Here is a 23,950-nt window from a genome sequence, read left to right on the forward strand (position 1 = left end):
ACTTTCACTGCAGGAGTGAAAATGATCCGCATCGATGATCTTGGTTTGTTCATCCGCAGCGCCGCGCTGGGCAGTTTCACCGCAGCGGCGCTGGAGGCTGATCTTCTGCCCGGTCAGGTCGCCGCCGCCATCAAACGTCTGGAACGCGAGCTGGATGTGCGCCTGTTCGCCCGTACCACTCGCAGCCTGCGATTGACTGCCGAGGGCGAGCAATATCTGCCCACCGCCCACGCCGTGCTTGAGACGCTGAAGCAAGGCAAGGAAAACCTGCGTGGTGAGAACGCCACGCTGCGGGGCGTACTGCAAGTGACAGCGCCGTCCGATCTGGGGCGCAACATACTGCTGCCGTGGCTGACGCTGTTCCGCCGTCAGCATCCAGAATTGACGTTGCGTTTTTTCCTGTCGGACCAGATGGCCAATCTGTTTCGCGACCCGGTGGACGTGGCGATTCGATACGGCCCGAATGAAGACGCCAACTACGTGGCACTGCCGCTTGCACCGTGGAACCAGCGGGTGCTGGTTGCCTCGCCGGAGTATGTGAAACGCTGCGGTTCTCCCCAAACGCCGGATGACTTGGGCAAGCATCACTGCCTGCTCTATCTGCAAAATGGCCGGGTCTACGACAAGTGGAACCTGGGCGGGCAAACCGTGCAGGTTTCGGGGCCACTGTTCAGCGATGACGCCGATGTCGTGCGACGCTGGTCGTTGGACGGTGAAGGTATCGCCTACAAATCCTGGCTGGATGTCAGTGCCGATATCGCCGCTGAGCGCCTGCTTGTGCTGCTGCCGGATTATCCTGGCGAAGCTTCGCCGTTGAGTCTGGTGTGCCCGCATCGCAAGCAGATCAGCCCTGCCGTTTCCCAGCTTTATACGTGGTTGAGTGGTCAGTTTTCTGCGCTGGAGCGCCGTGAACCGAATGACTGCGATTGATGCTCACAGAGCATCCCGCGCTTCATGGTTCGGCGGATCAATGCGCTCAATATTCCCCAATACCAACGCTCGTCCGGCAAACAGGCCGCCCGCTGTTTCCAAGGCAAAACGTTCGGCATCACGTTTGCGCACTTCGTCGATGACCGCGTCGGCTTCGTGCTCAGACGCACCCAGCGTCACCACGGCCTGACGGCCGAGCAGCAGGGCGGCCTCAAAGGTCTCCCGCACTATGTAGTCGGCGTCGTGTTCGACCAGTTCCAGCGCGTGTTCGCGGTCAAAAGCGCGCACCAGCACTTTCACCTGCGGGCAGTAGTGCCGCGTACTTTCGACAATGCGTGTCGCGGCTTTTTTATCATCCACACAAATAATGATGGCGCGGGCGTGATGGGCACCGGCAGCGTGCAATATTTCATGGCGGGCGCCGTCGCCGTAATAGACCTTGAAACCGTAGGGTGTCACGGCGCGGATGACCTCCGGATTTACATCAATGATAGAAATTTTTGCTCCCTGAGCGAGCGGCACCTGGCAGGCAATCTGCCCCACACGGCCAAAACCGATGATGAGTACATTGCATTGCAGATTGTGTGCGGCTTCCACACCGTCCATGGACACGGGCTGTGGGCGAGTAAACCGTTTGCACAGCAATAAGGTCACCGGTGTAAGCGCCATGGAGAGCACCACGATGGCCGTCATGTTGGCGTTGACTTCAGGACCGATGACCCTGAGTTTGAGCGCTTCGGCAAACAGCACAAAAGCAAATTCGCCACCCTGCGCCATCAGCACGGCGCGATCCAGCGCGTCGCGATGACCGCTTTTCGCCAGACGCGCAACTGCATAAATACACAGGGCCTTGACCAGCATCAGTGCCAGCACACCAGAGATGATGAGCCTCCACGCGCTGACCATCGCTTGCAGATCCAGCGACATGCCGACGCCGAGGAAAAACAGCCCCAGCAGCAGGCCACGAAACGGTTCTATGTCGGCCTCCAACTGGTGGCGAAATGTGGATTCCGACAGCAGCACACCGGCAACGAAAGCACCCATCGCCATTGAAAGACCGCCGATTTCCATCAGCAGCGCTGCTCCCAACACAACCAGCAGCGCAGCGGCAGTCATTACCTCGCGCGCTTTGGCATGGGCCAATACTCGAAACAGGGGATCGAGCAGCCACAATCCGATGGCCACCAATGCACCCAGGGACAGCGCTGCGGTACCTATGCGTTGCCAAAGGGGTGACGTGTGTCCATTCGCCAACTCAGTGGGCGCCAGAAATGCCACCACCGCCAGCAAAGGGGCTATCAACAGGTCTTCAAACAGCAAAATGGACACGACGTGCTGCCCTCTCGACTCGGTAATGTCACCGCGTTCCGAGAGAACTTGCATAACCAGGGCCGTGGAGGTGAGTACAAAACCCGCTGCGCAGACAAATGACACTTGCCAAGGGAATCCAAAAGCCATGCCGACAAAAGTGAGCAGAACAGCACAGACCACCACCTGCAGGCTGCCCAGCCCAAAGATCTGCCGACGCAGATCCCATAGGTGCGAGGGTTTCATCTCCAGTCCAATCACAAAAAGAAACATCGCCACACCCAGCTCGGCCACCTCAATGATGGTGTGGGGGTTATTGATCAGTTGCAGTCCGAAGGGGCCGATGATCAGCCCTGCCGCCAGGTAACCGACCACTGAGCCGAGCCCGATGCGTTTGAGCAACGGCACTGCCACCACGGCGGCGGCAAGCAAAGTGACGACAGCAAATAATTGACCTGCATTGCCTTCAACGGCCATGGCATTGACCCTCATCCCACATCAGGACCGGTAATGCGTCCACGGCCAGGCGTGTCGAGTAGAGCTTTAAAGCTCAGCGCTCAGTCCCGCAATTTTTTCAGGACCAAGCACAATATCTGGAGGGTTCACCAAGAACTCTCCAGGGTAGGAATGACACCTGAAGTGTAGTGCAGACACCGGCATCGTTTGAAAGGGTGACAAAAAATTCAGTAGCTTTTCCCTCTCCGTACCGCAAAAGGGCCGGCTAAAAATCCTTTCATTTATACCGAACGCGTAGGCATGGCTTGAATATTGGATAAGGCACTTTGGCCACGACATTCACCTTAAATACAAGTGTTTTAACGCATCGCTCCTCACACCCATCTGATACGGTTTTTTTTCGACAACCTGAGCCTTTTTCGTCAACCAACAGTCTATAAAGTGCAAGCGCGATGTTCTTTCAAACAACAAAAAACAGCCAACTAGTTTTGGCGCTTGAACACACTGACGCGCTCAAGAACTTAGACAATCCCAGGATCAACAAAAGAACCCTGTTTATCAGAAATAAACGGGGAAAATAACTATTCACTTGCTTTGGAGACGGCCGTTGTGCGAAAGCTTGGCTTGGGCTTCCTGGTAACTGGCGTTTTTGGGCAACTATCAGCACTACTATGGACCTACACGTCCACAGGACCAATTTGTCAAAATAACGTCGACAATTCATACATTCAGAAAAAGGTGGCAAAGTTCGAACAACTCATCGATGACACCGCCAATAAAGTTGTGACAGACCTCAGTACAAAACCTTCCGACGGGCTTACGCCCCTTGCGAAAAACGAATTCCGGATACCCGACTCAACGGAGGCTGACGCCGTACAGTTTTTGATTGAAAAGCCAGACGAAACACCGGTACTTTCGCTGCCTTCATTACCCACACAGGCGCACAAATGGACAATTATTCTCAGCGGTCTGATTGCTTTTACCGGCCTGCTCTTGGCACTCTTCGCCCGCAAAAAAACCATCGATCCGCAATGGCATGTCTTTCGCACCGTACCAGGCTCGCCAATCACGCTGGAACGCCCGTGCTTGACATGCGGCGGCTACATTTTCCACACTAAAAAAGAAGCTTCAGCTACGCCTTTATCCGGACTATGGGTGGTCGAAATTGCATTGAACACACCCAGCCGCCATCGCGCAGTAAAAGCCATTCAGCAGTTGGAGTTGCCGGTAGCGCGTAAAGAAAACAACTTTGTCGTCATCGGCCCGTATAAACAGAAGCAGGATGCGGCTCGAGTCGTGAAAGAGTTGAGTGAAAGTCATGGTGTTAGAGGATGGATGATGGCGGGAAATTGACATAATCCTGTGTAGCGCTACTGATCTCGAAAAAATGTCTACCTGTTTTATGACACGAGAGTGTATTCATGATCGCAAAAGAACTTAGAGCCGAACTCGCCCTGAAGAAATTCCTGGGCGCCAACTTATGGATCCAGCTTGAACTCAGCGAGCTGAACTACAGCCTCGCTGAAAACTGCGGGCTCTCGCCAGAAGAATATCGCCTTAAATTTCTGAAAGAAGCATTTGAAGCAGAAGCGGAGGCTCACGACTGCGATTGCTGGGACTTCATGCTGCAGTGGGTAGCCGAAACCAAGGAAGAACTTGAGTTGATGCGCGAAGAACGCATGAAAGAGATTTATGACTTTCTGGACAATTAATAAACTCTACAAATTTCGCAGCCTATAAAAGCCGCTCGTTTCAATATGAAAGACTAACTTCATCGGCGGGAGTATTGCCCAATACCCCCGCCCTCCTCTCGGTTCAAACTGTCGCATAACAATCCACTACACGCCGATACTGGCTGGGTGAAGCTCCGATATGCTGACGGAAAAACCGTGTGAAATGACCTTGCTCGGAGAACCCGAGATTCTCCGACAACAGGCCCAACGTTCCACTGCGCTCACGCTCAAGCCAGGCAAAAGCCCGGCGCATGCGCGCGTCGTTAAGCAACAGGGTCGGCGTCATGCCGGTATCTTTCTTGAACAGCGCAAAGAAGTGCGCCCGCGACAGACCACAAGCCCGCGCGGCATTGTCGATCGGGTTCGGATCATCGAGGTGCTCAAGCAACCAGGCGGTGCCACGGCGCACGCGCGCGTCCCGGAACTCAGCTGAGTTCGGCGCACCCGTTAGCGACAAATGCCGCCAGCTGGAAAAGTCCTCGATCAGTTCGATCAGGAAGTCGAACAGCATGAATTCCATGCGCTCTTTCGGCACGATCCCGCAGCCATGCGCTTCGGCGACCAGGATGTCGGCCAAGGTGCGATTACGACTCGACAGCTCGATGCACGGCTGGGCAAAAAAGTCCGGCCGACCGCTGAGCGCCAGCGACTGCTGGGCAGTGGCCAGCCAGGCGGGCTCGATGTAGAGCGCCAGGATGACGGTTGCACCGGCACCCGGCTGCGGATCGTAGAAATGCGGCTCCCAGGCATTGACCAGCACCGCCGTGCGATCGCTGAGCGGAACCCGCCGACCGTTGACGTTGAAGTAAGTGTCCTCGCCGGACACTTTGACCAGCACATGGCATTCGGAATGGGTATGGGTGACCAGCGAATGATCCATATTCAGCAAGGCGACCCGGCCAAACCTGCCGTGGAAAACCCGTTGGGCAATCGACATCAGATTCCTCCGCTCGCTTGAAGCGATATTGTTATCGGCCTCAATGCATATCATCGGGGCGCTTATCTATTTCTCAAGCCCGTCGATCGGTCCATGGTTCAGCAACACTTGGCTGGCCACTATCGCGCGCGAATGACCGAGCGTCTACCTCGACTTTCGCAGCCCCCACGTTCGTCGGAAAAACCGCCTTACAAGGCATGGCGTTCTTTGCCGTGATAAACGCGCAGGATATCGGCCACCACCGCCAGAGCGATTTCCGCCGGGGCCTTGCTGCCCAGATCGAGGCCGATGGGCATGTGTAAACGGGCGATCTGTTCATCCGTCAGACCACCGATGCGTTTCAGCCGCTCGGCGCGCTTGGCCGACGTTGCCTGAGATCCCATGGCGCCGATGTAAAACGCCGGAGTGTGCACCGCTTCCATCAGCGCCAGGTCATCGATTCGCGGATCGTGAGTCAGCGCCACCACCGCAGTCGCCGCGTGGCAACCTCCGGCGGCAATGAACATCGATGGCAGCACGCGTTGCATCTCCACACCTTCGAGATGTACTTGCAGCATCTCTTCCCGGGGATCGCAGGCGATGACTTCGCAGCCGATGGCGCGGGCAAAACTGGCGCAGAATTCGGCGACCGGCGAGAGCCCCGCCAGAATCAGTCGTAACGCCGGGCCGACGCTGATGCGCACGCTTTCGTCGACGACTTGCACCCGCTCGCTGCCGTGTCCGGTGTCCGGGTCCAGGCGCAAGGCACCACTGCTCAGTTCGACGTGACGCAGCAGACGACGCTGACCCAGCAACGCTGCTTGCAGACTCTCCAGGTGGGCGATCCATTCGAGACTGGCAGCGCGGTGCTCGACCAGCACGATCAGCACGCCGCCACAGGGCAATCGTAGACGGTGGCGTTGCTCGACGCTGTCGCCATAACTGACGATCTGTGCCGGTTCGCGTAATTCACCGCGCGCCAGGCTTTCGAGAAACTCCTCTTCGACGCAGCCACCCGACAGCGAGCCGACGTGTTCGCCCGTGCCATTGGTCACCAGCATCGCACCCGGCGCACGCGGCGCCGAGCCATAGGTGGAGAGCACCGTGCACAGCCACTGCGCCTGCCCGGCGCGAGCCCATTGCAGTGCCTGGTCGATCACCTGAACATCGAGATGACGCATATTGTCTGTACCTCAAGCAAAGCGTGGTGCTGCATGCAGGGTTACGTTTACGGTAACCTGCGAGCAATCTTGTCAATCGTTGATTCAACATGTCGCCACAACAATTTTTGCAACTTGGACCGCTGCGCCTGGAATATCGCCAAATCCCTGCGGCTGATCCATCGCGACCGACACTTGTGCTGCTGCACGAAGGCCTCGGAAGCGCCGACCAATGGAAAGACTTCCCCCAGCGCCTGGCCCAGGCCAGCGGCTGCGGTGTGGTCACTTACAGCCGTCAGGGCTATGGGCAATCGAGCCCCGTAACCCTGCCGCGTCCGCTGAACTACCTGAGCAGCGACGGCCCTCGTGAACTGCGGCAACTGCTCGATGCCTTGCAACTGCCGCAAGTGGTCTTGCTCGGTCACAGTGACGGCGCATCCATCGTCCTCGCCTATGCCGCCGCCAACGATCCACGCGTGTTGGGCAGCATCGCACTGGCACCTCACGTGATTGTCGAGGCCGAGAGCCTCGATGGCATTCGCCACACCACCGAGGCTTGGCATCAGGGCGAATTGCGCGAGCGCCTGGCACGCCATCATGGGACCAATGTCGACGGCGCTTTTCACGGTTGGAGCGACAGTTGGATGCACCCGGACTTTTCCCTGGACGATCTCGAAGCGCAGTTGGCTTGTATCGAAAGGCCGCTGCTGGTCATTCAGGGTCGCGACGACCACTACGCCACGCCCGAGCAACTGGTGGTCATCCAGCGACAGGTCGCTGGACCGTGCCGCTGTGTGTTGCTGGATAACTGTCGGCACTTTCCCCAGACCGAAGCGACCGAGCAGACCTTGCAGCTGATCTGCGAATTCCTGAAGCGCCTCCCCGCCTTTACTTGAAATTGCCTTGGGTTTCTGGAATCACCACGCTGCCGATCAGGTAGATCACCGACAGACCGACGGCGAACATCGCCAACACCATGGGGATCTGCGCCGGGCTGCCGCTGACCAGGGACACAAAGGTCGGCATGGTTCCGCCGAGGGCGAAACCGATGTTCCAGGACAATCCGGTGCCGCTGGCTCGCAGCTCGGTGGCAAAGCGTTCGTTGAGGAAGATCAGAATCGGCGCGATGATCGCCCCACCTATGAAGCCTATACCCACGCAATACAGCGCAGTACGGGTCAGCGAACCCGATTCGGCGACACCCAGAAACATCATCGGCAGGCTCACCAGATTGATCACACCCAGCAGCATGAAGGTCTTCTTGCGACCGATCAGGTCGCTCAGGTAACCGAAGGCCAGTGCGCCGACAATGGTTGCCACCGACCCGTACATGAGCATCTGCGAAGTCTGCGCATGAGGCACTTTGGCGACCACGTTGAGCAACGTCGGCAGATAACCGCAGGCCAGGTAATACGTGGCACCGCCTCCGAACGTAATCAGCAGATTGACCAGCATCACGCCGCGGTACTCGCGACCGAACAGACGCTTGAGCGGCGACACGACAACTACCGCCGGCCCCCTGGTTTTGCGCGCTTGTTGCAGTTGCTGCCAGACCGGGGTCTCTTCCAGGTAACGGAACATCACCAGACCGAAAAACGTGCTTAGCAGGCCGCAGAAGAACATGAAGCGCCAGCCCCAGACGTCAAATTCTTCCCCGGGAAAGATCTCCGACAACACCAGATAAGTGAATGACGCCAACAGCGCGCCCATACCGGCGCCGGCACCACCGATCAACCCGGACATCAAGCCGCGATAGCGCGGCGAGATGGATTCGGTGCCGATGGTGTGAGTGGAGGCAACGATGCCGCCCACGAAAATGCCCTGAATCACCCGCAAGACCAAAAACAGTATCGGGGCCAATATGCCGACCTGATGAATGGTCGGCAACGCGCCAAACAGTGCCGTGGAAATACCGACGCCGACCATCGACACCATCAACGCACGCTTGCGGCCGTGTTTGTCGGCATACGCGCCGAAGATCGCCGAGCCCAGCGGACGCACCAGCAACGCCACGGCGAACGAGGCATATACCGCGGCCAGCGACAATGTCGGGGTGTCCGAGGGGAAGAACAGGCGGCCGATAATCGGTGCCACATAAAGCAGAATGAACAGGTCAAACAAATCCAGCGCCCAGCCGAATGTCGAGGCAAATGCCGCGAGCAAGGCCTTGCCCGGTGGAATCTGTGGTGTATCGCTAGCGGCGCTGGAGGGTGATGCAGTTATTGTTGTTGTCGTAGTCATGGTTGCCTCACACAAACGGTGATCGAACGTTCTGCATCCCGGTGCACGGGTTGCGAGTAATCAGCAGGTCAGCGGTGAAACCTTGATGTGCCCTTTCAGTTGCATTGAAGGGGCGGCAGGCCCTGCTCCGTAAGGCGTACGCTGTTACCAACATACTCCCGGGCCCGCTCGCCAGTACGATTTACTCGCCGATAAACACGGCCGTACGCTTGCTGTGAAACGCTTCAACGCCTTCCTTGAAGTCCTTGGAGCTACGCAGACGGCTATAGCAGTGACCTTCCATTTCGATCGCGACGGTCAGCGGCGCATCTTCGTTGTCGTTGATCAGTTTTTTCGCCGTGCGCTGAGCCAACGGCGAGAAGCGCCGCAGTTCATCGACCAACGCGTCGACGGTGCTTTCCAGTTCGGTATCCGGCACGACCTCGGTTGCGATACCCCAGGCGTAGGCCTGGTCGCCGGTGATGCGTTTGGCGCGCATTACCATGTGTTTGGTGCGGGTGATGCCGATGATTTTCTGCAGGCGCGCAGAGCCACCCGAGCCCGGGATCTGACCGAGGTTCTGCTCAGGCAAGGCGTAGCGAGTGGTTTGCGAAGCAATGCGGAAATCACAGGCCAGGGACAGTTCGAAACCGACGCCGAAGGTGTAACCACGGTTGGCAACGATCACCGGTTTTTCGCAACGTGCCGGTGCCGCGACGTTCCAGGCCAGCTTGGAAACGTGCTCTGGCGACGCTTCGAGGAAGCCCTTGATGTCGCCACCGCTGGAGAAGTGTTCACCCACCGAGCGCAGCACGATGACGCGCACGCCTTTGTGTGCATCGAGTGCTTCGAAGACCTGGCGCAGTTCATCACGCTGACCCATGGAAATGACGTTCAACGGTGCGCGGTTGAGGATGATGTCGGCGCGCTCGCGGGACACATCGACTTCAACCTGGAAGCCATCGAACTGAGTGTCGAGAAATTGCTGGATCGCTTGTTGTTGCATGGGAGTGTCCTCTGGATGATTAGCTGATGGCCTTCAAGGCCTGTTCCTGAAATTCGGCCAGCAGCACGCGCCGCAGCACCTTGCCCACTGGAGATTTGGGAATCTGATCGACGAACTGATAACGCCGTGGCCGCTTGAATTTGGCCAGGCCCGAAGCGATGCAATGGGCATCAAGGTCGCCTTCCGAGACCTCGGCGCGCAGCTTGATAAATGCGGCAATGATCTTGCCCCACTGCTCGTCGGGCAGACCGACCACCACCACCTCTTCTACTGCCGGGTGCAGAGAGAGCATGTTTTCGATTTCCGACGGGCTGACGTTTTCGCCGCCGGTGATGATCAAGTCATCGACACGCCCCGTGACGAACAGATCGCCCTCCAGATCGAAGTAGCCGATGTCACCGGTGAAATACCATCCATCACGCAATGCCTTGGCGGTTGCTTCGGGGCGGTTCAGGTAGCCTTCGAACGCCTCGTCACTCGCCAGGTCGGCGATGATCTGGCCCTCCTCCATTGGGTTGACCTGCACGTCTGCCGTTTCAGCATCGATCGGCACCACGCGCACGCGCTGGTTCATTGCACTGCGCCCTGACGAACCGGGTTTGCGGCTGGCTTGCTGGTCGATGGTGAAGGTGTAGATCTCCGAGCTGCCGTAATGATTGACGAACAACTGCGGCTGGAACGCCTGCTCGACACGACGCATCAAGCCGTCGCTCATCGGCGCACCGGCAAAGCCGATTTTCTCCACACTGGCGACTCGCTCGCGGGCAAAGGCCGGGTGTTCGATGAGCATGTGGTAGAGCGTCGGCACCAGGTACAGGTTGCTGACCTTTTCCCGCTCGATGGCCTGCAGCGTCGCTTCCACGTCGAACTTCGGCACACAGACGAAATGTCCGTCGATCAGCGCCATGGACAGCAACGAACGCACGCCCATGGTGTGATAAAGCGGCATGACACCCAGCGTGCATTCGCCCTGGCGGTAAAGGTTTTGCGCGACGTGAGCAACCGCCGCGGCGCGTTCGCTACGGTGCCGACGGGGCACGCCCTTGGGCTTGCTGGTGGTTCCGGAGGTATACAGCAACAGTGAAAAATCTTCGGCGTCGGCCTGCAAAATGATGCCGGAGGGGGTCTGCGAACACAGTTCCTCGAAACTCAGGTCGGTGTTGGCAGCACGCAGACCGGTGGCGATCCGTGGCAGCCTTGTGGCGGCGCTGCAACCGGCCACGGCGGTCACGGTCGCGTCGTCGTAAGCCACTGCACGGATTTGCGCATCTTCGATGCAGTAGCCCAGTTCCTCGGCAGTCGAACGCCAGTTCAACGGGGTCATGACGATGCCCGCAAACTGACAGGCCCAATGCAGGGTCGCCATCTGCCAGCGGTTTTGCATCACTACCAACAGTCGATCACCGCGTTGCAGCCCAAGGCATTGCAAGCCCCAGGCGGCACTCTGGATATCGACGAACCATTCTTCATAGGTTTTCTTCAACGCACCGTCACTGACCGCTACGGCGTGCGGGCGGCGTTCAACGGCAGCGAGGAAACTGCGTCCGAGATCGAACATTTTTGTTATACCCCTTTGTTCGTTTGGCGCTGGGCAGCGACTTCGAGCACGGCCTGAACGATGCCGGTGTAACCCGTGCAGCGACATAGATGCCCCGAAAGCATGTCGCGTACCTGGGTCTCGTCCGGGTTGGGTATCCGTTCGAGGAAGTCCACGCAGGACATGAGAATGCCCGCAGTGCAAAAGCCGCACTGCAAGGCGTGATGACGGCGAAAGGCTTGTTGCAGGTCGCTCAGTGTGTCGTCGTCAGCCAGCGACTCGACGGTCTCGATACGCCGCTCGTGCCCCTGTACCGCGAGCATCAGGCAGGAACGCATGGCGACTCCGTCCACTAGCACCGTGCAGGCACCGCAGACACCGTGTTCGCATCCGACATGGACACCGGTGGCACCGAGGTCGTGGCGCAGAAAGTCGCAAAGTTGGGTCCGCGGTTCAGCCAGGGCTTCGCGGGAGCGGCCATTGAGTTCCAGGCGAATCGGAAAGGTTTGGTCGGCAGTTACACGCATGTTCAGACTCCTTCGATCAGCTGATGACCCAGCTCGCGAATCAGTTGGCGGCGATAGGCAGCGCTGGCCTGCACGTCGTCTTGTGCGTCGAGCGACCAGGCGGTTTGATTGAGCGCGTCCGGCAGCCCCGCACCACGAGGCAGACTGCGACGTTGCGGACGGTCAGCGACCCCGCCGATGCCGAGTTCGACCTGGTCCGCGCCGATGGCCGCGGCCAGGGAGACGATTGCAAAGTCGCCGTGGCGCATGGCGATTTCGCGGAAGCGATAGGTGATGCCTTCGCGTTTGAGCGGAAAACGCACCTCGACGACCAGTTCATCCGCACGCTTGTCGGTGGTGAGAATGCCTTGGAAGAAGTCGGCAGCCTTGACGATGCGCTTGCCTTTTTTCGACTCGAGAACGATCTCGCCGCCCAGCGTCACCAGGCACAGCGGCAACTCGGCGCTGGGGTCGGCGTGAGCCACCGAACCGCAGACCGTGCCGCGATTACGCGTCTGGAAGTGACCGATCCAGGGCATCGCCAGTGCCAATAAAGGCACCTCGTCCATCAGGGTCGAACGCGCCAGCAACTGCGCCTGTCGTACCCCGGCGCCTACCGCCAGACAATCCTTGCGCAGTTCGATATAGGCCAGCTCAGCCACATGATTGATGTCGATCAGCAACTTGGGCTGAGCCAGGCGCATGTTCAGCACCGCCATCAGCGATTGGCCACCGGCGATGATGCGAGCCTCCTGACCGTACTCGGCGAGCAACTCAACCACCTGACGACGGGTGTCAGCCCGAACGTAATCGAAAGCAGCCGGTTTCATTGCGCACCTCCCTTGCCAAACATTGCGCCAAGCGAGGCCCGCAATCGCGCCCACCAGCTGGTGGAGATGGCTTGGCCGCTGACCCGTTGCGACAGGCGAGTAAAGATTTGTCCGATGATCACTTTCGAGGCCCCTTGCAACATTCGGCCGCCGACCGCGGCGACTTTGCCGCTGACCGCCACCTGGTATTGGTATTCCAGACGTGTGTGGCCATTTTCCAGTTCGACGAAACGCACCTTGGCCTGGCCCTGGGCCGAGCCCATGGAGCTGCTGCCGGAACCGGACAGACGCAATGAATGCGGCGGGTCCAGATCACTCAGGGCAACCTTGGCCTCGAAGCGCGCACGGATCATGCCGACGCCGACGGTGACGTCTGCGCGGTAACGGTTTTCGCCTTCAAGCACGAGGTCGTGGCAACCGGGAATGATCGCTGCCAGCGTCTGCGGGTCGAGCAAGGTATCGAACACCTGTTGCGGCGAGGCAGGAATCACCACCGAGTCGTTGGCCCGCAGTGCCGGTCCACCGGCAGGTGCTGCGTCCAGGTCTTCATCGGGCTCCATACCGGCGGGCCGTGGCGGCTCGTCGATCCCGATCAGCGTGCGTACTTTCGATGGTGTCAGCGGCAGACGGATGTCCGAGCGACCGAGGGCGTCGGCCACCGCGTTGGCGATGCACACCGGCGTGCTCATATTGTTGCCCTCGCCCACACCCTTGGCGCCCAGCGGGGTGAATGGCGATGGCGTTTCCATGTGCAGGATCACCGGTTCGATCGCTTCCGGTGCGGTGGGCACCAGATAATCGGCGAAGGTCCCGGAAAGAAAGCTGCCGTCCTCGCCATAGGCAAACTCTTCCATCAGCGCCGCGCCGAGTCCTTGGGTGAAGCCACCACGAATCTGGCCATCGACCAGCGCCGGATTGAGCAGGCGGCCGGCGTCATGGCAGGTGACGTAGCGATCGATGTGGATCTCGCCGGTCATGCGGTCGATTTCCAGACCACAGATGTCGAAGACAAAGCCGTAGCACAGCGAGCTGTTGACCTGATCCTGGTCGTCCGGGGCCACCAATTGCGGCGGGCTCCAGAACGCGGTTTCGCGCAGACCGCCACTTTCACCTTCCGGCAGCAGGCCCGGCGACCAGTGGGTCGCACCGGCTATCCGATGGAATGGCGCGACCGCCCCGCCATTGACCACAAAAATCTTGCCGCCCGCGAAACGAATATCTTCGGGGCTGGCCTGCAATTGCTCGGCGGCAATCGCGGCGAGGCGATCGCGGATCTTCAGCGCCGCCTTGTAGACGGCACCGGCCACAGCGCCGGCGAAGCGGCTGGAATAGTTGCCCGAGGCAATCGACCAAGCGTCCTTCTGGGTATCCAGCTCGACGTTGACCACGATGGATTCCAGCGCAACCCCAAGCACTTCGGCGACGACCTGAGCGACGGTGGTTTGATGGCCCTGCCCTTGGGGTGCCGAGGACACGTGCACACTGACGTCACCCAATGGGCCGACGTTGATGGTGGCGGTGGCGACAGCGCCGTTTTTCGGACCGGCCTTGCGCCGCTCTTCGGGTGTCATCGCGGTGGTGATGTATCCCATGTTGGAAATCGAAGGCTCGATGACGGCGGCATAACCGATGCCGTAGATCCGGCCTTCGGCACGCGCCTGATCACGACGTTTGAGCAACTCGTCGAGTCCACCGTCAGCCGCCGCCAAGGCAATGCCTGCCTGGTAATTGCCGGAATCGAGCAACGCACCGGCGGCCGCGCGATAAGGGAAGGCATCGGCCGGCACCAGGTTGCGGCGGATCACGTCCAACGGATCAAGCTTCAACTGCACGGCGATGTGTTGCATCAGACGCTCAAGGGCGAAATACACCTGTGGGCCACCAAAACCACGGTTCAGGCCGGAAGGGGTTTTGTTGGTCAGCACCACTCGGTTGCGCACTTGCAAATTGCGGATCGCGTAGGCGCCCGTCAGGTTGCCGTGCATCCGGTAGAAAGTCGCCGGTTCAGGCGCTCTCAGGTAGGCACCACAATCGTCGATCTGGTCATATCGCAAAGCGGTGATGCGGCCATCCGCTTCTACCGCCGCTTCAATTTCGGTCACCCGATTGGTCGCCGAAGAAGCCCCCTGAAGATGTTCCAGACGGTCCTCGACCCACTTCACCGGTGCACCGACCTTGCGTGACGCCAGGCCCATCATCACCACGTAAGGGAAAACCCCTTGCTTGATGCCAAAGCTGCCGCCGGAATCTTTCGGTGTGCGCAAACGCAGGCGGTTGCCGGGCACATTCAGTGCCCTGGCCATGACCGTGTGCAACGCATAGGGGCCCTGGAAATTGGCCAGCACGTCATAAATGCCGGTGGCGCGCTCGTACTGAGCCAGCACCACGTAGCATTCAATGGGCGTGCAGGAACTGCGCGGAAACTTCACTTTGAGCGAGACCTTGTGCGGCGCCTGCTCGAAGGCCTGCTCCGGCTCGCCATAACGAAAGCGCCGTTCGTTGACCACGTTGCTGCCGACCGCTTCGTGCAGGATCGGCGCCTGTTCGGCGGTGGCCCGTTCGGGATCGATGATCGGTGGCAGCGGCTCGTATTCAACGCGCACACCTTCGATCGCGTCCTCGGCCAGATAGCGGCTCTCAGCGATCACTACGGCCACCGGCTCTCCGACGTAACGTACCTTGTCAACGGCGACGCACCAGTGCTCCATCGGCTGCCGCACACCCACCGGGAACGGCAGCGCCCAGCGTTTGACGTCTTCGCCGACCAGCACGCCGTGCACGCCTTTCATCAGCAGCGCACTGGAAAAGTCCACCGAGGTGATCCGTGCATGAGCGTGGGGTGAACGGATGATCGCCGCGTGTAGCGTTCCCGGAGGGATCGCAGCGTCATCGGCATAACAGCCGAGGCCGCGCAACAATGCGGCGTCCTCGACACGGGTCTGACGGGCGCCGATGTGGCCGGTCTGGCTTTCGGTAGCAGGCTGGAAACTAGTCATTTTTTTCGCGGCTCTTGTTGTTGTGCAGCGCGATAGCGTTAGAGCCGAGTGTGTGAGAAAGGCGCAGGGAGCGCCTTGCCTGGGGAGAGGGAGTTCTGCGCTGGGGTCTGAAAATTTGCCTTAGCGTCTGATTTTCAGGTCTGGGTCCAGACAGAATTGGCGGTCAGGGATGGGACGCGGGATGGCTCAGGAAAGCTTCGATGTCTGCGTAGGGCATTGGTTTGGCAAAGTAATACCCCTGAAAAACATCGCAGCGACTGCCCTTCAGGAAATCCACCTGAGACGCCGTTTCCACGCCTTCGGCGACCACCGTCAGGCTGAGGTGATGGGCCATGGAAATAATGCCTTGGGTGATCGCAGCATCGTGATGGTCGGTGGCGATTTCCTGGATGAACGAGCGGTCAATCTTGATCTTGTCGATGGGCAAACGCTTGAGGTAGCTGAGGCTGGAAAAACCGGTGCCGAAATCATCGAGCGCAATGCACACCCCCAACGCCTTGAGCCGGTGCAACGTGTCGATCGCCTGTTCAGCGTTATGCAACAGAAGCGACTCGGTGATCTCCAACTCCAGTTGCTCACCACAGAGTCCGTGTTTCTCCAGGGTGGCTTGTACATACTGGACGAAATGGCCACGCTGAAAATGCATCGGCGAAATATTCACCGCCATCGAGATGCCGGTGATGCCCTGCTCGCCTAGCTGGCGCAACTGCGCGCAGGCCGTATCGAGTACCCAAAGGCTCAGCGGAATGATCTGACCACTGTCCTCTGCCACCGGCACAAACACCGCGGGTGAGATAAATCCTTTTTCCGGATGCTCCCAACGCAGCAACGCTTCGATCCCGACCACCCGACCCGTGCGCGCGTCTATCTGCGGTTGATAATGCAGCTGTAACGACTGAGTTTCGATAGCCTTTTGCAGGTCATTGCGCAGACTCGCGTGCTCGCAAACGCGCTGATAAAGATCGCTGGTGTACCACTGAAAGTTGTTGCGCCCTTGCTGCTTGGCTTTGTACATGGCCATGTCAGCCTGCTGGATCAGTTGCATCGGCTGCTCGATATGACCATCGCTCAGGGTGATGCCGATACTTGCACTCACGTGCAGGTCAATGCCCTGAATGCAGTAGGGTCTGGCAATGCTGGCCATCAAGCGCTCGACCACCGGTACGACGTCCTCATCACGAAGCAGGTCCGGCAGCAGCACGATAAATTCGTCACCGCCCATGCGCACGATGGTATCGCCGGGACGAACCTGCCGGGGCATACGCTGCGCCACCTCAATCAGCACCTGATCGCCGAAGTAGTGTCCGATCGAATCGTTGATGGATTTGAATCCATCCAGATCAATGCACATCACCGCCAGACGACGCTTACGCCGACGACTGATGTGACAATCCAGAACAAGCCGGTCTTCAAGCGAAACACGGTTAAGCAAACCGGTCAGGCGGTCATGGCTGGCGTTGAAACTCAATTGGCGCTCGAAATGCTTTTGCTCGCTGATGTCCCGGGCAATGCCAAATACCCCGACGATTTCTCCGTTGACCATGATCGGCAGGTTAGAGATGTCCATGGTCAGCAGTTTTTGACTCTCGTCGAGAACCCGCGCCTCGAAACGCTGAGGTTCTCCGGCGCGGGCTGCGGAAAAATGCTGACTGACCCGTTCCAAGTCTTCTTCGAGTACCAGATGGGAGAAGTGATGACCAATGAAATCGCTCGCGGTGTGCGGTTTCAGCTTCAGGCCCGCCGGATTCACACTCTGGATGTTGCCGGCCAGATCGAGGGCGAATACCGGGTTGGGGTTGTAGGTGAACAAAGAACGAAAACGTTGTTCGCTTTCCTCCAGACGTTGGCCGTCACGCTCATGACGGATCGCAATGACTGCCAGCTGGGCCGCGCAGGCCAGTCGTTGAATCTGCGCCTCATCCGGCGCATTCGTGCGGTTCTGGTACAGGGCAAATGTACCCAACACGCCTCCCAGATGGGAGAGCAAAGGCACCGACCAGCAGGAACGCAGGTTATGCCCCAGCGCCAGGCCGCGAAAACGCTCCCAGTTTGGATCTCGGGCGATGTCTTCGGTCACCACAAGCTCGCGCCGGAACGCTGCGATGCCGCAGGTTCCTTCGTGTGGACCAATGGCCATTCCATGAATCGCGTCACTGTATTCGACCGGCAGGCTGGGCGCCGCGCCGCTCAGCAAGCGTTTGCCCTCGGCATCAGTGAGCAGGATAGAGCAGAAGGTTTCGGGGGCCTGTGCGTCGTGCATCTGACAGATGGCGCAGAGTATGTCGCCCAGATGATGGTCGGTCGCGATCATGCCGAGAATGTCACGTTGCGACTCGGGGAAGGTCTTGCTGTGAAAGCTCGGACGAGTATTCATGGTGGTTCCTGAAGACTCTCGAGGTCGTCCGGTCTTCAGAGAGCCAGAAATAGTGGCGGCCGATCACTGTCCACTAGTGCTTCGGACGCGCACTCTATAGAGCGCCAGCTAACTAATAAAAGGCTCAGATCCAACATAAAAAACAGTATCAGATTGCCGCGGTTTGGCTGGAATGGTCGGGGTGCTTGGCCGTTTTGATGTTCTGCTGGCCCGGACAGTCCGGAAGCTGCAGCCCGGTTTCCATGAACTTGGACCGATGAACATTTCCACGCCAATAGCCTTCGGACCTGCCGCAAAACATAGTAACGGCCTGCCTATGAACATCTGACATGGCCCACTTGTTAAACGATGTGTTTATAAAGCCGACCAGCCTCTGCAGATGACGATCAAATCCGAAAGTTTCTGGCTCGGTCCAACATTCCATGGAGCCAGGTCCGCATCACCCGCTAAACACTCGGCACCCGGCGTAACGAAGCACGCTGGACAGGCATCTGCTGCCAAGCCAGCTGCGCCTGAACAATGGCGACCGCCTCCAGCACTTTATGCGCCCAGCCGTCATCTTCCGGATGCACCACGACCACGCGAAAGCCATGGTCATCACCTTCAATCTGCACGCCTTCGGAATCATCGACGTGCAAATCGATATCGAACGCCGGCGGATATTTCGAGGGTGCATTCGACAGCCCATGGTCCGTTAGCGCCTGATTGTGTAGCACGCTGTTGACCACGCCGTCGACGCGGATGCCGTAGAGCAACAGCCAACGCCGGATGTAGGACGGCGTGCGACCGGATGACGTATAGACCCAGATGCTGCAATCCTGGCGGCGCAGTTCTCGGATCAGGGCACGCGTTCCCTTGCGCAATGGCTCACCCAGCCAGCGATGAACACAGGCCGGCAATCGGCTTTGTTCGACTTCGCAGTGGTGGAGTTGGCAGGCGAGCGTGTCATCGATATCAAACGAAATGCGTATGCGCTGCCGCCTGGACATCTGCATCGGGATGGCCCAGCGGATGGCCTGCCCTGCCCGGCTGCCGAGGGTTTTGCATTTGGCGAACGCTGAATTCCCGCGCATCAATGACCACCCTGAGAGATGGGCAAAGGCTTGCCTTTGAGAAAGAACTTCATCGGGTCAGGCGCTTGTTCTTCCAGGAAGGCTGCGTATTTTTTCTTGATCTTGGGCAGTTCGTACAACGCCTTGACTCCATGTTTGGCAGAGTTGCGTATGACCGATGACGGGTTGAAGTAGCCTTTGGCGTTTTCCAGTGTCAACACGAAAGGCGGTAAGCCCGCGCGCATGAGCAGGTAGCTGACGATGAGCGACCCACTGCGGTTATTCCCTTCAATGAACAACTGCGGCTTGCTGAGAATGCGCACATAGACACCAGCCGCCCGCTTCCAGACGGATTCGCTGCGATACGCGCAATACCAATTGAACAAGTCCTTGATGCCTCCCTCAACGTTGTTGAAGAAATGCGCCTCGGTCGCGGCCAGGTGCTGGGCGTATTCCAGGCGGCGCGTCGGGTCTCGGCCACAAAGCACCGTGGCGTTGATCTCGAGCATCAGGTTCAGGTGCTGAAGGTCAAAAAGATCAACGCCGCGGGCGACATAGTCGTCAATCAATGCGTAACCTTCAAGCACGTTTTGCAGCACTTCGTCAGTCAAGGGATCGCGTGGCTCCGTGAAGTGCCGGCTGAGCTCGGCGAAGCGGTGTTGCACTTCGCGCAGTGCATGTTCAATCGCAGGCAAATCAAGGCGATGCGTAGCAGGCATTGGTGCTCCTTGGAAACGCTTGGTAAATGTCTACCGGATGCCCGCCAAATCCATTTGGCTTCTGCAGGTATGCGGCCTTGACCGGATGGGTGACTTAGCTGAACTTGCCGCTGATGTAGTCGCCGGTCATCTGTTCACGTGGGTTGTCGAAAATCTGCGTTGTTGGACCCATTTCAACCAGATAGCCGGTGCGCGTGCCCTGGGAAATATCCACCGAGAAGAACGCCGTCGTATCAGCGACGCGGATGGCTTGCTGCATGTTGTGGGTGACCAGCGCGATGGTGTAATCCTTCTTCAGCTCGACCATCAGTTCCTCGACTCGCCGGGTAGCGATCGGGTCGAGTGCCGAACACGGCTCATCCAGCAGCAGGACTTCCGGCTCGGTGGCGATGGCGCGGGCGATGCACAGGCGTTGTTGCTGGCCGCCGGAGAGCGACAGGCCGCTGACCTTGAGCTTGTCCTTGACTTCATCCCACAGGGCGGCGCCTTGCAGCGCATGCTTGACCCGATCGCCTATATCGCCTTTGTAGCGATTGAGGCGCAGACCAAACGCGACGTTGTCGAAGATGCTCATCGAGAACGGGTTCGGCTGTTGGAACACCATGCCGATGTAACGGCGCACGACCACCGGATCAACGCCCTTGCCATAGACATCTTGCCCAAGGAAGTGCACGTGGCCTTCGAAACGGAAACCTTTCACAAGATCGTTCATCCGGTTAAGGCTGCGCAGCACGGTACTCTTGCCGCAGCCGGATGGCCCGATGAAACCGGTGATCTTGTTTTTTTCGATCGGCACATGGCTGTCACGTACCGCCATGAAGTTGCCGTAGAAAATCTTGTCCAGTTTGCAGTCCATGACTACAGGTGCCTGGGTGACAAACGGAGCGGCTATTTGCGCAGTGGATACGTTCAAGATCAGATGCTCCCGTTCTTAATACTTGGGCTTGCCGAAGATACGGCTGATGATATTCACGACCAGCACGATCATCACCAGCACCAGTGAGGCCGCCCATGCGAGTTCGAGCTGGTTGTCGAACGGCATGCCGGAGAAGTTGTAGATCAGCACGGCAAGCGATGCCGTCGGGTTCATGACCTCGAGGCTGCCTTGGTGGTAGATCCAGTAGTTGCTGAACAGCGCGGTGAACAACAGCGGCGCTGTTTCGCCCGCGGCCCGGGCCACCGCCAGCATGACGCCGGTCAGGATCGCCGGCATGCCGGTGGGCAAGACGATTTTCCAGATCACCTGCGAGCGCGTGCAGCCCATGCCATAGGCGGCATCTTTCATGATCTTGGGCACCATCCGCATCGACTCTTCCGCCGTCAGCACGACGATCGGCAGCATCAGGACTGCCAGCGCCACGCCACCGGCCGGTGCCGAATAAGTACCGGTGGTCATCACCACCAGGGCGTAAGCAAACACCCCGGCCAGAATCGATGGCAGCCCCGTGAGCATCTTGGCGGCAAAGCGCGCAGCGTTCGCCAGCTTGCTGTCCGGGCCCAGTTCAGCCAGGAAAATCGCCGCCATGATGCCGACCGGCACCGCGATTGCCGCCGCGATACCCACCATCACAAAGGTACCGGCCATCGCGTTGCCGAAGCCCCCGCCCATCTCGAAGCCCGTCGGCGGCAGTTCGGTGAAGACTTCCAGGTTCAGGCGAGCGCCGCCGCGGGTGATCAGCATGTAGAGCACGGAAATCAACGGTACGCTGGCCAGTAGCGCCCCGCCCCAGACCAGGGTGGTCAGGATCAGGCTGCGCAGGGCGCGGCCCTCGAACTTGCGCTGCAGGCTGGGCATCGCGCCTGCTGGAGCCGTCAAGTCTGTTGCAGCAGTCAGGTCGGTCATCACTTATTACCCCGTTGGGCGTACATCATGATCAAGGAGCCGAAGACGTTCACGATCAACGTGATCAACATCAGCACCAGTGCGGCATACATCAACACCTCGATCTCGTTCGGCCCGGCTTCGGGGAAGTTCAGGGCCAGCAAGGCCGCCAGGGTGTTGGCCGGTGCGAACAGCGAAAGGGAAATGTTATTCGCGTTGCCTACCAGCATGGCCAGCGCCATCGTTTCACCCAACGCGCGTCCCAGGCCAAGTACCAGAGAACCGAAAATGCCCGTGGCGGCCGATGGCACCATCACCTTGAGAATCGCTTCCCAGTGGGTGGTCCCCATGCCGTAGGCGGCCTGCTTGGTTTTCATCGGTACGCCCGTGAGCGCATCCTGCGAAACAGCGGCAATGGTTGGAAGAATCATGATGGCGAGCACCAACGCCGCAGGAAGCAGCCCCGGCCCGCTCAAGGATGTGCCGAAAAATGGCACCCAGCCGAGTTCGCTGTTCAACCAGGTGGTCAGTGGCCGAATCGCCGGGATCACCACGTAGATCCCCCACAGGCCGTAGACGACGCTGGGGATGGCCGCGAGTAATTCGACAATGGTCCGGAAAATGGCGGCGAGCTTGGGAGGCAGGAAGTCCTGGGTCAGGAAAATCGCCATGCTGACGCCGAAAAAGCCCGCGATCAGCAATGCGATGAAGGCGCTGTAGAGCGTGCCCCAGATAGCCGGCAGGATGCCGTATTTACCCTGGTTCACGTCCCAGACGGTGCCTAGGAGAACATCAAACCCGTGCTTTTCCATGCCAGGCAGCGCCTTGCGTCCCACTTCGAACACGAGGGCAAATACCAACGCCAGAACCAGAATGACCCCAATACGCGCAAGCGCACGAAAGGTGCGATCAACCAGGAAGTCCTTCGCGGACGGTGGTTGGCAGGCAGAATCTGGATTAACCGGTACGACAAAGGGTTTGTTCATTGGCTAAGTCCGGAACAAGGGGGAAACTCTCCCGGCATGGCTGACAGCACACGCCGAGAGAGGCCTCAGGCGTTACTGAATGTTGGCGGACGCTTTGCGAACCTGCTCGACAACCGACTGCGGCAACGGGATGTAACCCATCGAGTCGGCAATTTTCTGCCCTTCGGTCAGGCTGTATTCGACCATTTCACGCATGGCCTTGGCCTTGGCCGGGTTGCCGTTGTCCTTGCGGAAAATCATCCAGGTGTAGGACGTGATCGGGTACGACTTGGCGCCGTCTGGATCAGGCAACCAGGACACCAGGCTATCCGGCATCTTCACCGCTGCCAGAGCCTCGGCACCGCTCTCGGCGTTTGGCACGACGTAGTGGCCGGCCTTATTCTGCAACTGGGCAAAGTCAACCTTGGCAAGTTTGGCGAAGCCGTATTCGATGTAGCCAATCGCGCCCGGCGTCTGGCGCACAGTAGCTGTCACACCATCGTTCTTCGGCGACTTGATGAACTTGTCACTGGCCGGCCAGTTGACGGTGTTGCCCTCCCCCAGCGCCTGCTTGAACTCCGGATTGATGGTTGCCAAGTGCTTGGTGAATACCGCGGTCGTACCGCTGGAATCCGCACGCACAACCACCGTGATCGGCGTATCGGACAGTTTCAGGTCCGGGTTGGCGGCGACGATCTTTGGATCGTTCCAGCGGGTGATCTTGCCCAGGAAAATGTTTGAGTACACATCGCGTGGCAACTTCAGGCCTTTAGGATTGCCCGGCAGGTTATAGGCCAGCACGATTTCCCCGGCGGTCATCGGCAGCAACTGCACGCCTTCGGCAACCTTGGCGATATCTTCGTCTTTCATTGCCGAGTCACTGGCGGCGAAATCAACGGTTTTATTCAGGAAGTCCTGTACACCCGCGCCGCTGCCCTTGGATTGGTAATCCACAGTGACACCTTCGGATTTCTTGCTGAAATCCTTGAACCAGGTCAGGTAGATCGGCGCCGGGAAACTCGCGCCAGAACCCGTCAGACGGACGCTTTCTGCAGCGAAAGACGCCGAAGTGGCACCAAGAGAAAGCGTAACGGCGAGCGCAACAGACTTCATCAAACTTTTCATTGAAAGAAATTCCTTGTGATGACGGGCTGGGGAACTCTGCAACAGTCGTGTTACGTTTTTATGAACATCGAATTGCAAAAGGGGACAAATGTCCCCGTTTTGCGCCACGGCACCGACGTGAAAAGCTCGCGCACACCCACGCCCCGGCGTTTGCGCAGGGCCTGAAGAAGTTGAATTCACACGCCGATTGATCGGATCGCAATGCCGAGGCGCATTGATTCCGGCAGCGCTGGGGCTGCTTGCAGGTCGTAAGGACCCGTTCGAGGGATTGCCGTCATGGACGGCTGGCGCTGGG

Annotated in this window: 20 protein-coding genes; 4 read left to right on the top strand and 16 right to left on the bottom strand. The window is 58.8% G+C overall.

What is annotated here, in order from left to right:
• Positions 1-21 precede the first annotated feature (21 nt).
• Positions 22-930 carry a LysR family transcriptional regulator gene (locus AO356_RS26630; RefSeq protein ID WP_060742336.1) on the top strand — a complete coding sequence of 303 codons (909 nt, stop codon included), beginning with the start codon at positions 22-24 and terminating at the stop codon, positions 928-930.
• A 3-nt stretch (positions 931-933) separates the two neighbouring features.
• Here the strand turns inward: AO356_RS26630 and AO356_RS26635 are convergent, their stop codons facing one another.
• Positions 934-2,715 carry a monovalent cation:proton antiporter-2 (CPA2) family protein gene (locus tag AO356_RS26635; RefSeq protein ID WP_081015430.1) on the bottom strand — a complete coding sequence of 594 codons (1,782 nt, stop codon included), beginning with the start codon at positions 2,713-2,715 and terminating at the stop codon, positions 934-936.
• 588 nt (positions 2,716-3,303) lie between these two features.
• On the opposite strand from AO356_RS26635, the gene AO356_RS26640 reads away from it, so the two are divergent.
• Both AO356_RS26640 and AO356_RS26645 read left to right on the top strand, forming a co-directional pair.
• Complete coding sequence (locus AO356_RS26640) at positions 3,304-4,047, top strand: SPOR domain-containing protein (protein ID WP_060742337.1); 744 nt, start codon at positions 3,304-3,306, stop codon at positions 4,045-4,047.
• A gap of 68 nt (positions 4,048-4,115) precedes the next feature.
• A complete protein-coding gene (locus AO356_RS26645) occupies positions 4,116-4,406 on the top strand; it encodes a DUF6388 family protein (protein WP_060742338.1) in 291 nt (96 codons plus the stop codon).
• Positions 4,407-4,509: 103 nt separating this feature from the next.
• Here AO356_RS26645 and AO356_RS26650 read toward each other — a convergent pair whose 3' ends face one another.
• Together AO356_RS26650 and AO356_RS26655 are read right to left on the bottom strand one after the other, a co-directional pair.
• Positions 4,510-5,364, bottom strand: a complete 855-nt coding sequence (locus AO356_RS26650) for a helix-turn-helix transcriptional regulator (RefSeq protein ID WP_060742339.1) — start codon at positions 5,362-5,364, stop codon at positions 4,510-4,512.
• A gap of 188 nt (positions 5,365-5,552) precedes the next feature.
• On the bottom strand, positions 5,553-6,524 hold the full coding sequence (locus tag AO356_RS26655) for an XdhC family protein (RefSeq protein WP_060742340.1): 972 nt from the start codon (positions 6,522-6,524) through the stop codon (positions 5,553-5,555).
• Between the two features lie 89 nt (positions 6,525-6,613).
• On the opposite strand from AO356_RS26655, the gene AO356_RS26660 reads away from it, so the two are divergent.
• Positions 6,614-7,399, top strand: coding sequence for an alpha/beta fold hydrolase (locus AO356_RS26660; RefSeq protein WP_060742341.1), 786 nt, complete (start codon positions 6,614-6,616; stop codon positions 7,397-7,399).
• Here the strand turns inward: AO356_RS26660 and AO356_RS26665 are convergent.
• The 13 genes from AO356_RS26665 to pstS form a co-directional block, all read right to left on the bottom strand.
• Positions 7,392-8,744: an MFS transporter gene (locus AO356_RS26665; RefSeq protein ID WP_060742342.1), complete on the bottom strand. Its 1,353-nt coding sequence runs from the start codon at positions 8,742-8,744 to the stop codon at positions 7,392-7,394. The two genes, AO356_RS26660 and AO356_RS26665, sit on opposite strands and share 8 nt — an antisense overlap.
• A gap of 181 nt (positions 8,745-8,925) precedes the next feature.
• Positions 8,926-9,729 (bottom strand): enoyl-CoA hydratase/isomerase family protein, encoded by an 804-nt coding sequence (locus AO356_RS26670; RefSeq protein WP_010459412.1) that lies wholly within the window; start codon positions 9,727-9,729, stop codon positions 8,926-8,928.
• 19 nt (positions 9,730-9,748) lie between these two features.
• Positions 9,749-11,287 (bottom strand): AMP-binding protein, encoded by a 1,539-nt coding sequence (locus AO356_RS26675; RefSeq protein WP_060742343.1) that lies wholly within the window; start codon positions 11,285-11,287, stop codon positions 9,749-9,751.
• Positions 11,288-11,292: 5 nt separating this feature from the next.
• On the bottom strand, positions 11,293-11,793 hold the full coding sequence (locus AO356_RS26680) for a (2Fe-2S)-binding protein (protein WP_060742344.1): 501 nt from the start codon (positions 11,791-11,793) through the stop codon (positions 11,293-11,295).
• A 2-nt stretch (positions 11,794-11,795) separates the two neighbouring features.
• Complete coding sequence (locus tag AO356_RS26685; protein ID WP_060742345.1) at positions 11,796-12,602, bottom strand: FAD binding domain-containing protein; 807 nt, start codon at positions 12,600-12,602, stop codon at positions 11,796-11,798.
• Positions 12,599-15,598 carry a xanthine dehydrogenase family protein molybdopterin-binding subunit gene (locus AO356_RS26690; RefSeq protein ID WP_060742346.1) on the bottom strand — a complete coding sequence of 1,000 codons (3,000 nt, stop codon included), beginning with the start codon at positions 15,596-15,598 and terminating at the stop codon, positions 12,599-12,601. The genes AO356_RS26685 and AO356_RS26690 overlap by 4 nt, the downstream gene beginning before the upstream one ends.
• Positions 15,599-15,761: 163 nt before the next feature.
• The gene (locus AO356_RS26695) at positions 15,762-17,972 is read right to left on the bottom strand and encodes a putative bifunctional diguanylate cyclase/phosphodiesterase (protein ID WP_060742347.1); all 2,211 of its coding nucleotides are present in this window, start codon (positions 17,970-17,972) and stop codon (positions 15,762-15,764) included.
• A gap of 446 nt (positions 17,973-18,418) precedes the next feature.
• On the bottom strand, positions 18,419-19,045 hold the full coding sequence (locus AO356_RS26700) for a hypothetical protein (protein ID WP_081015431.1): 627 nt from the start codon (positions 19,043-19,045) through the stop codon (positions 18,419-18,421).
• Complete coding sequence (locus AO356_RS26705) at positions 19,045-19,743, bottom strand: hypothetical protein (protein ID WP_060742348.1); 699 nt, start codon at positions 19,741-19,743, stop codon at positions 19,045-19,047. Before AO356_RS26705 ends, AO356_RS26700 begins: the two co-directional genes overlap by 1 nt.
• Before the next feature lie 94 nt (positions 19,744-19,837).
• Positions 19,838-20,599 carry a phosphate ABC transporter ATP-binding protein PstB gene (pstB, locus tag AO356_RS26710; protein ID WP_025214260.1) on the bottom strand — a complete coding sequence of 254 codons (762 nt, stop codon included), beginning with the start codon at positions 20,597-20,599 and terminating at the stop codon, positions 19,838-19,840.
• Positions 20,600-20,674: 75 nt separating this feature from the next.
• Positions 20,675-21,586 carry a phosphate ABC transporter permease PstA gene (pstA, locus tag AO356_RS26715; protein WP_060742349.1) on the bottom strand — a complete coding sequence of 304 codons (912 nt, stop codon included), beginning with the start codon at positions 21,584-21,586 and terminating at the stop codon, positions 20,675-20,677.
• The gene (gene pstC, locus AO356_RS26720; RefSeq protein ID WP_060742350.1) at positions 21,586-22,551 is read right to left on the bottom strand and encodes a phosphate ABC transporter permease subunit PstC; all 966 of its coding nucleotides are present in this window, start codon (positions 22,549-22,551) and stop codon (positions 21,586-21,588) included. The genes pstA and pstC overlap by 1 nt, the downstream gene beginning before the upstream one ends.
• Positions 22,552-22,623: 72 nt before the next feature.
• On the bottom strand, positions 22,624-23,655 hold the full coding sequence (gene pstS / locus AO356_RS26725; protein ID WP_060742351.1) for a phosphate ABC transporter substrate-binding protein PstS: 1,032 nt from the start codon (positions 23,653-23,655) through the stop codon (positions 22,624-22,626).
• Between the last annotated feature and the right edge of the window lie 295 nt (positions 23,656-23,950).

The sequence above is a fragment of the Pseudomonas fluorescens genome (assembly GCF_001307275.1).
GTDB lineage: Bacteria > Pseudomonadota > Gammaproteobacteria > Pseudomonadales > Pseudomonadaceae > Aquipseudomonas > Aquipseudomonas fluorescens_AA.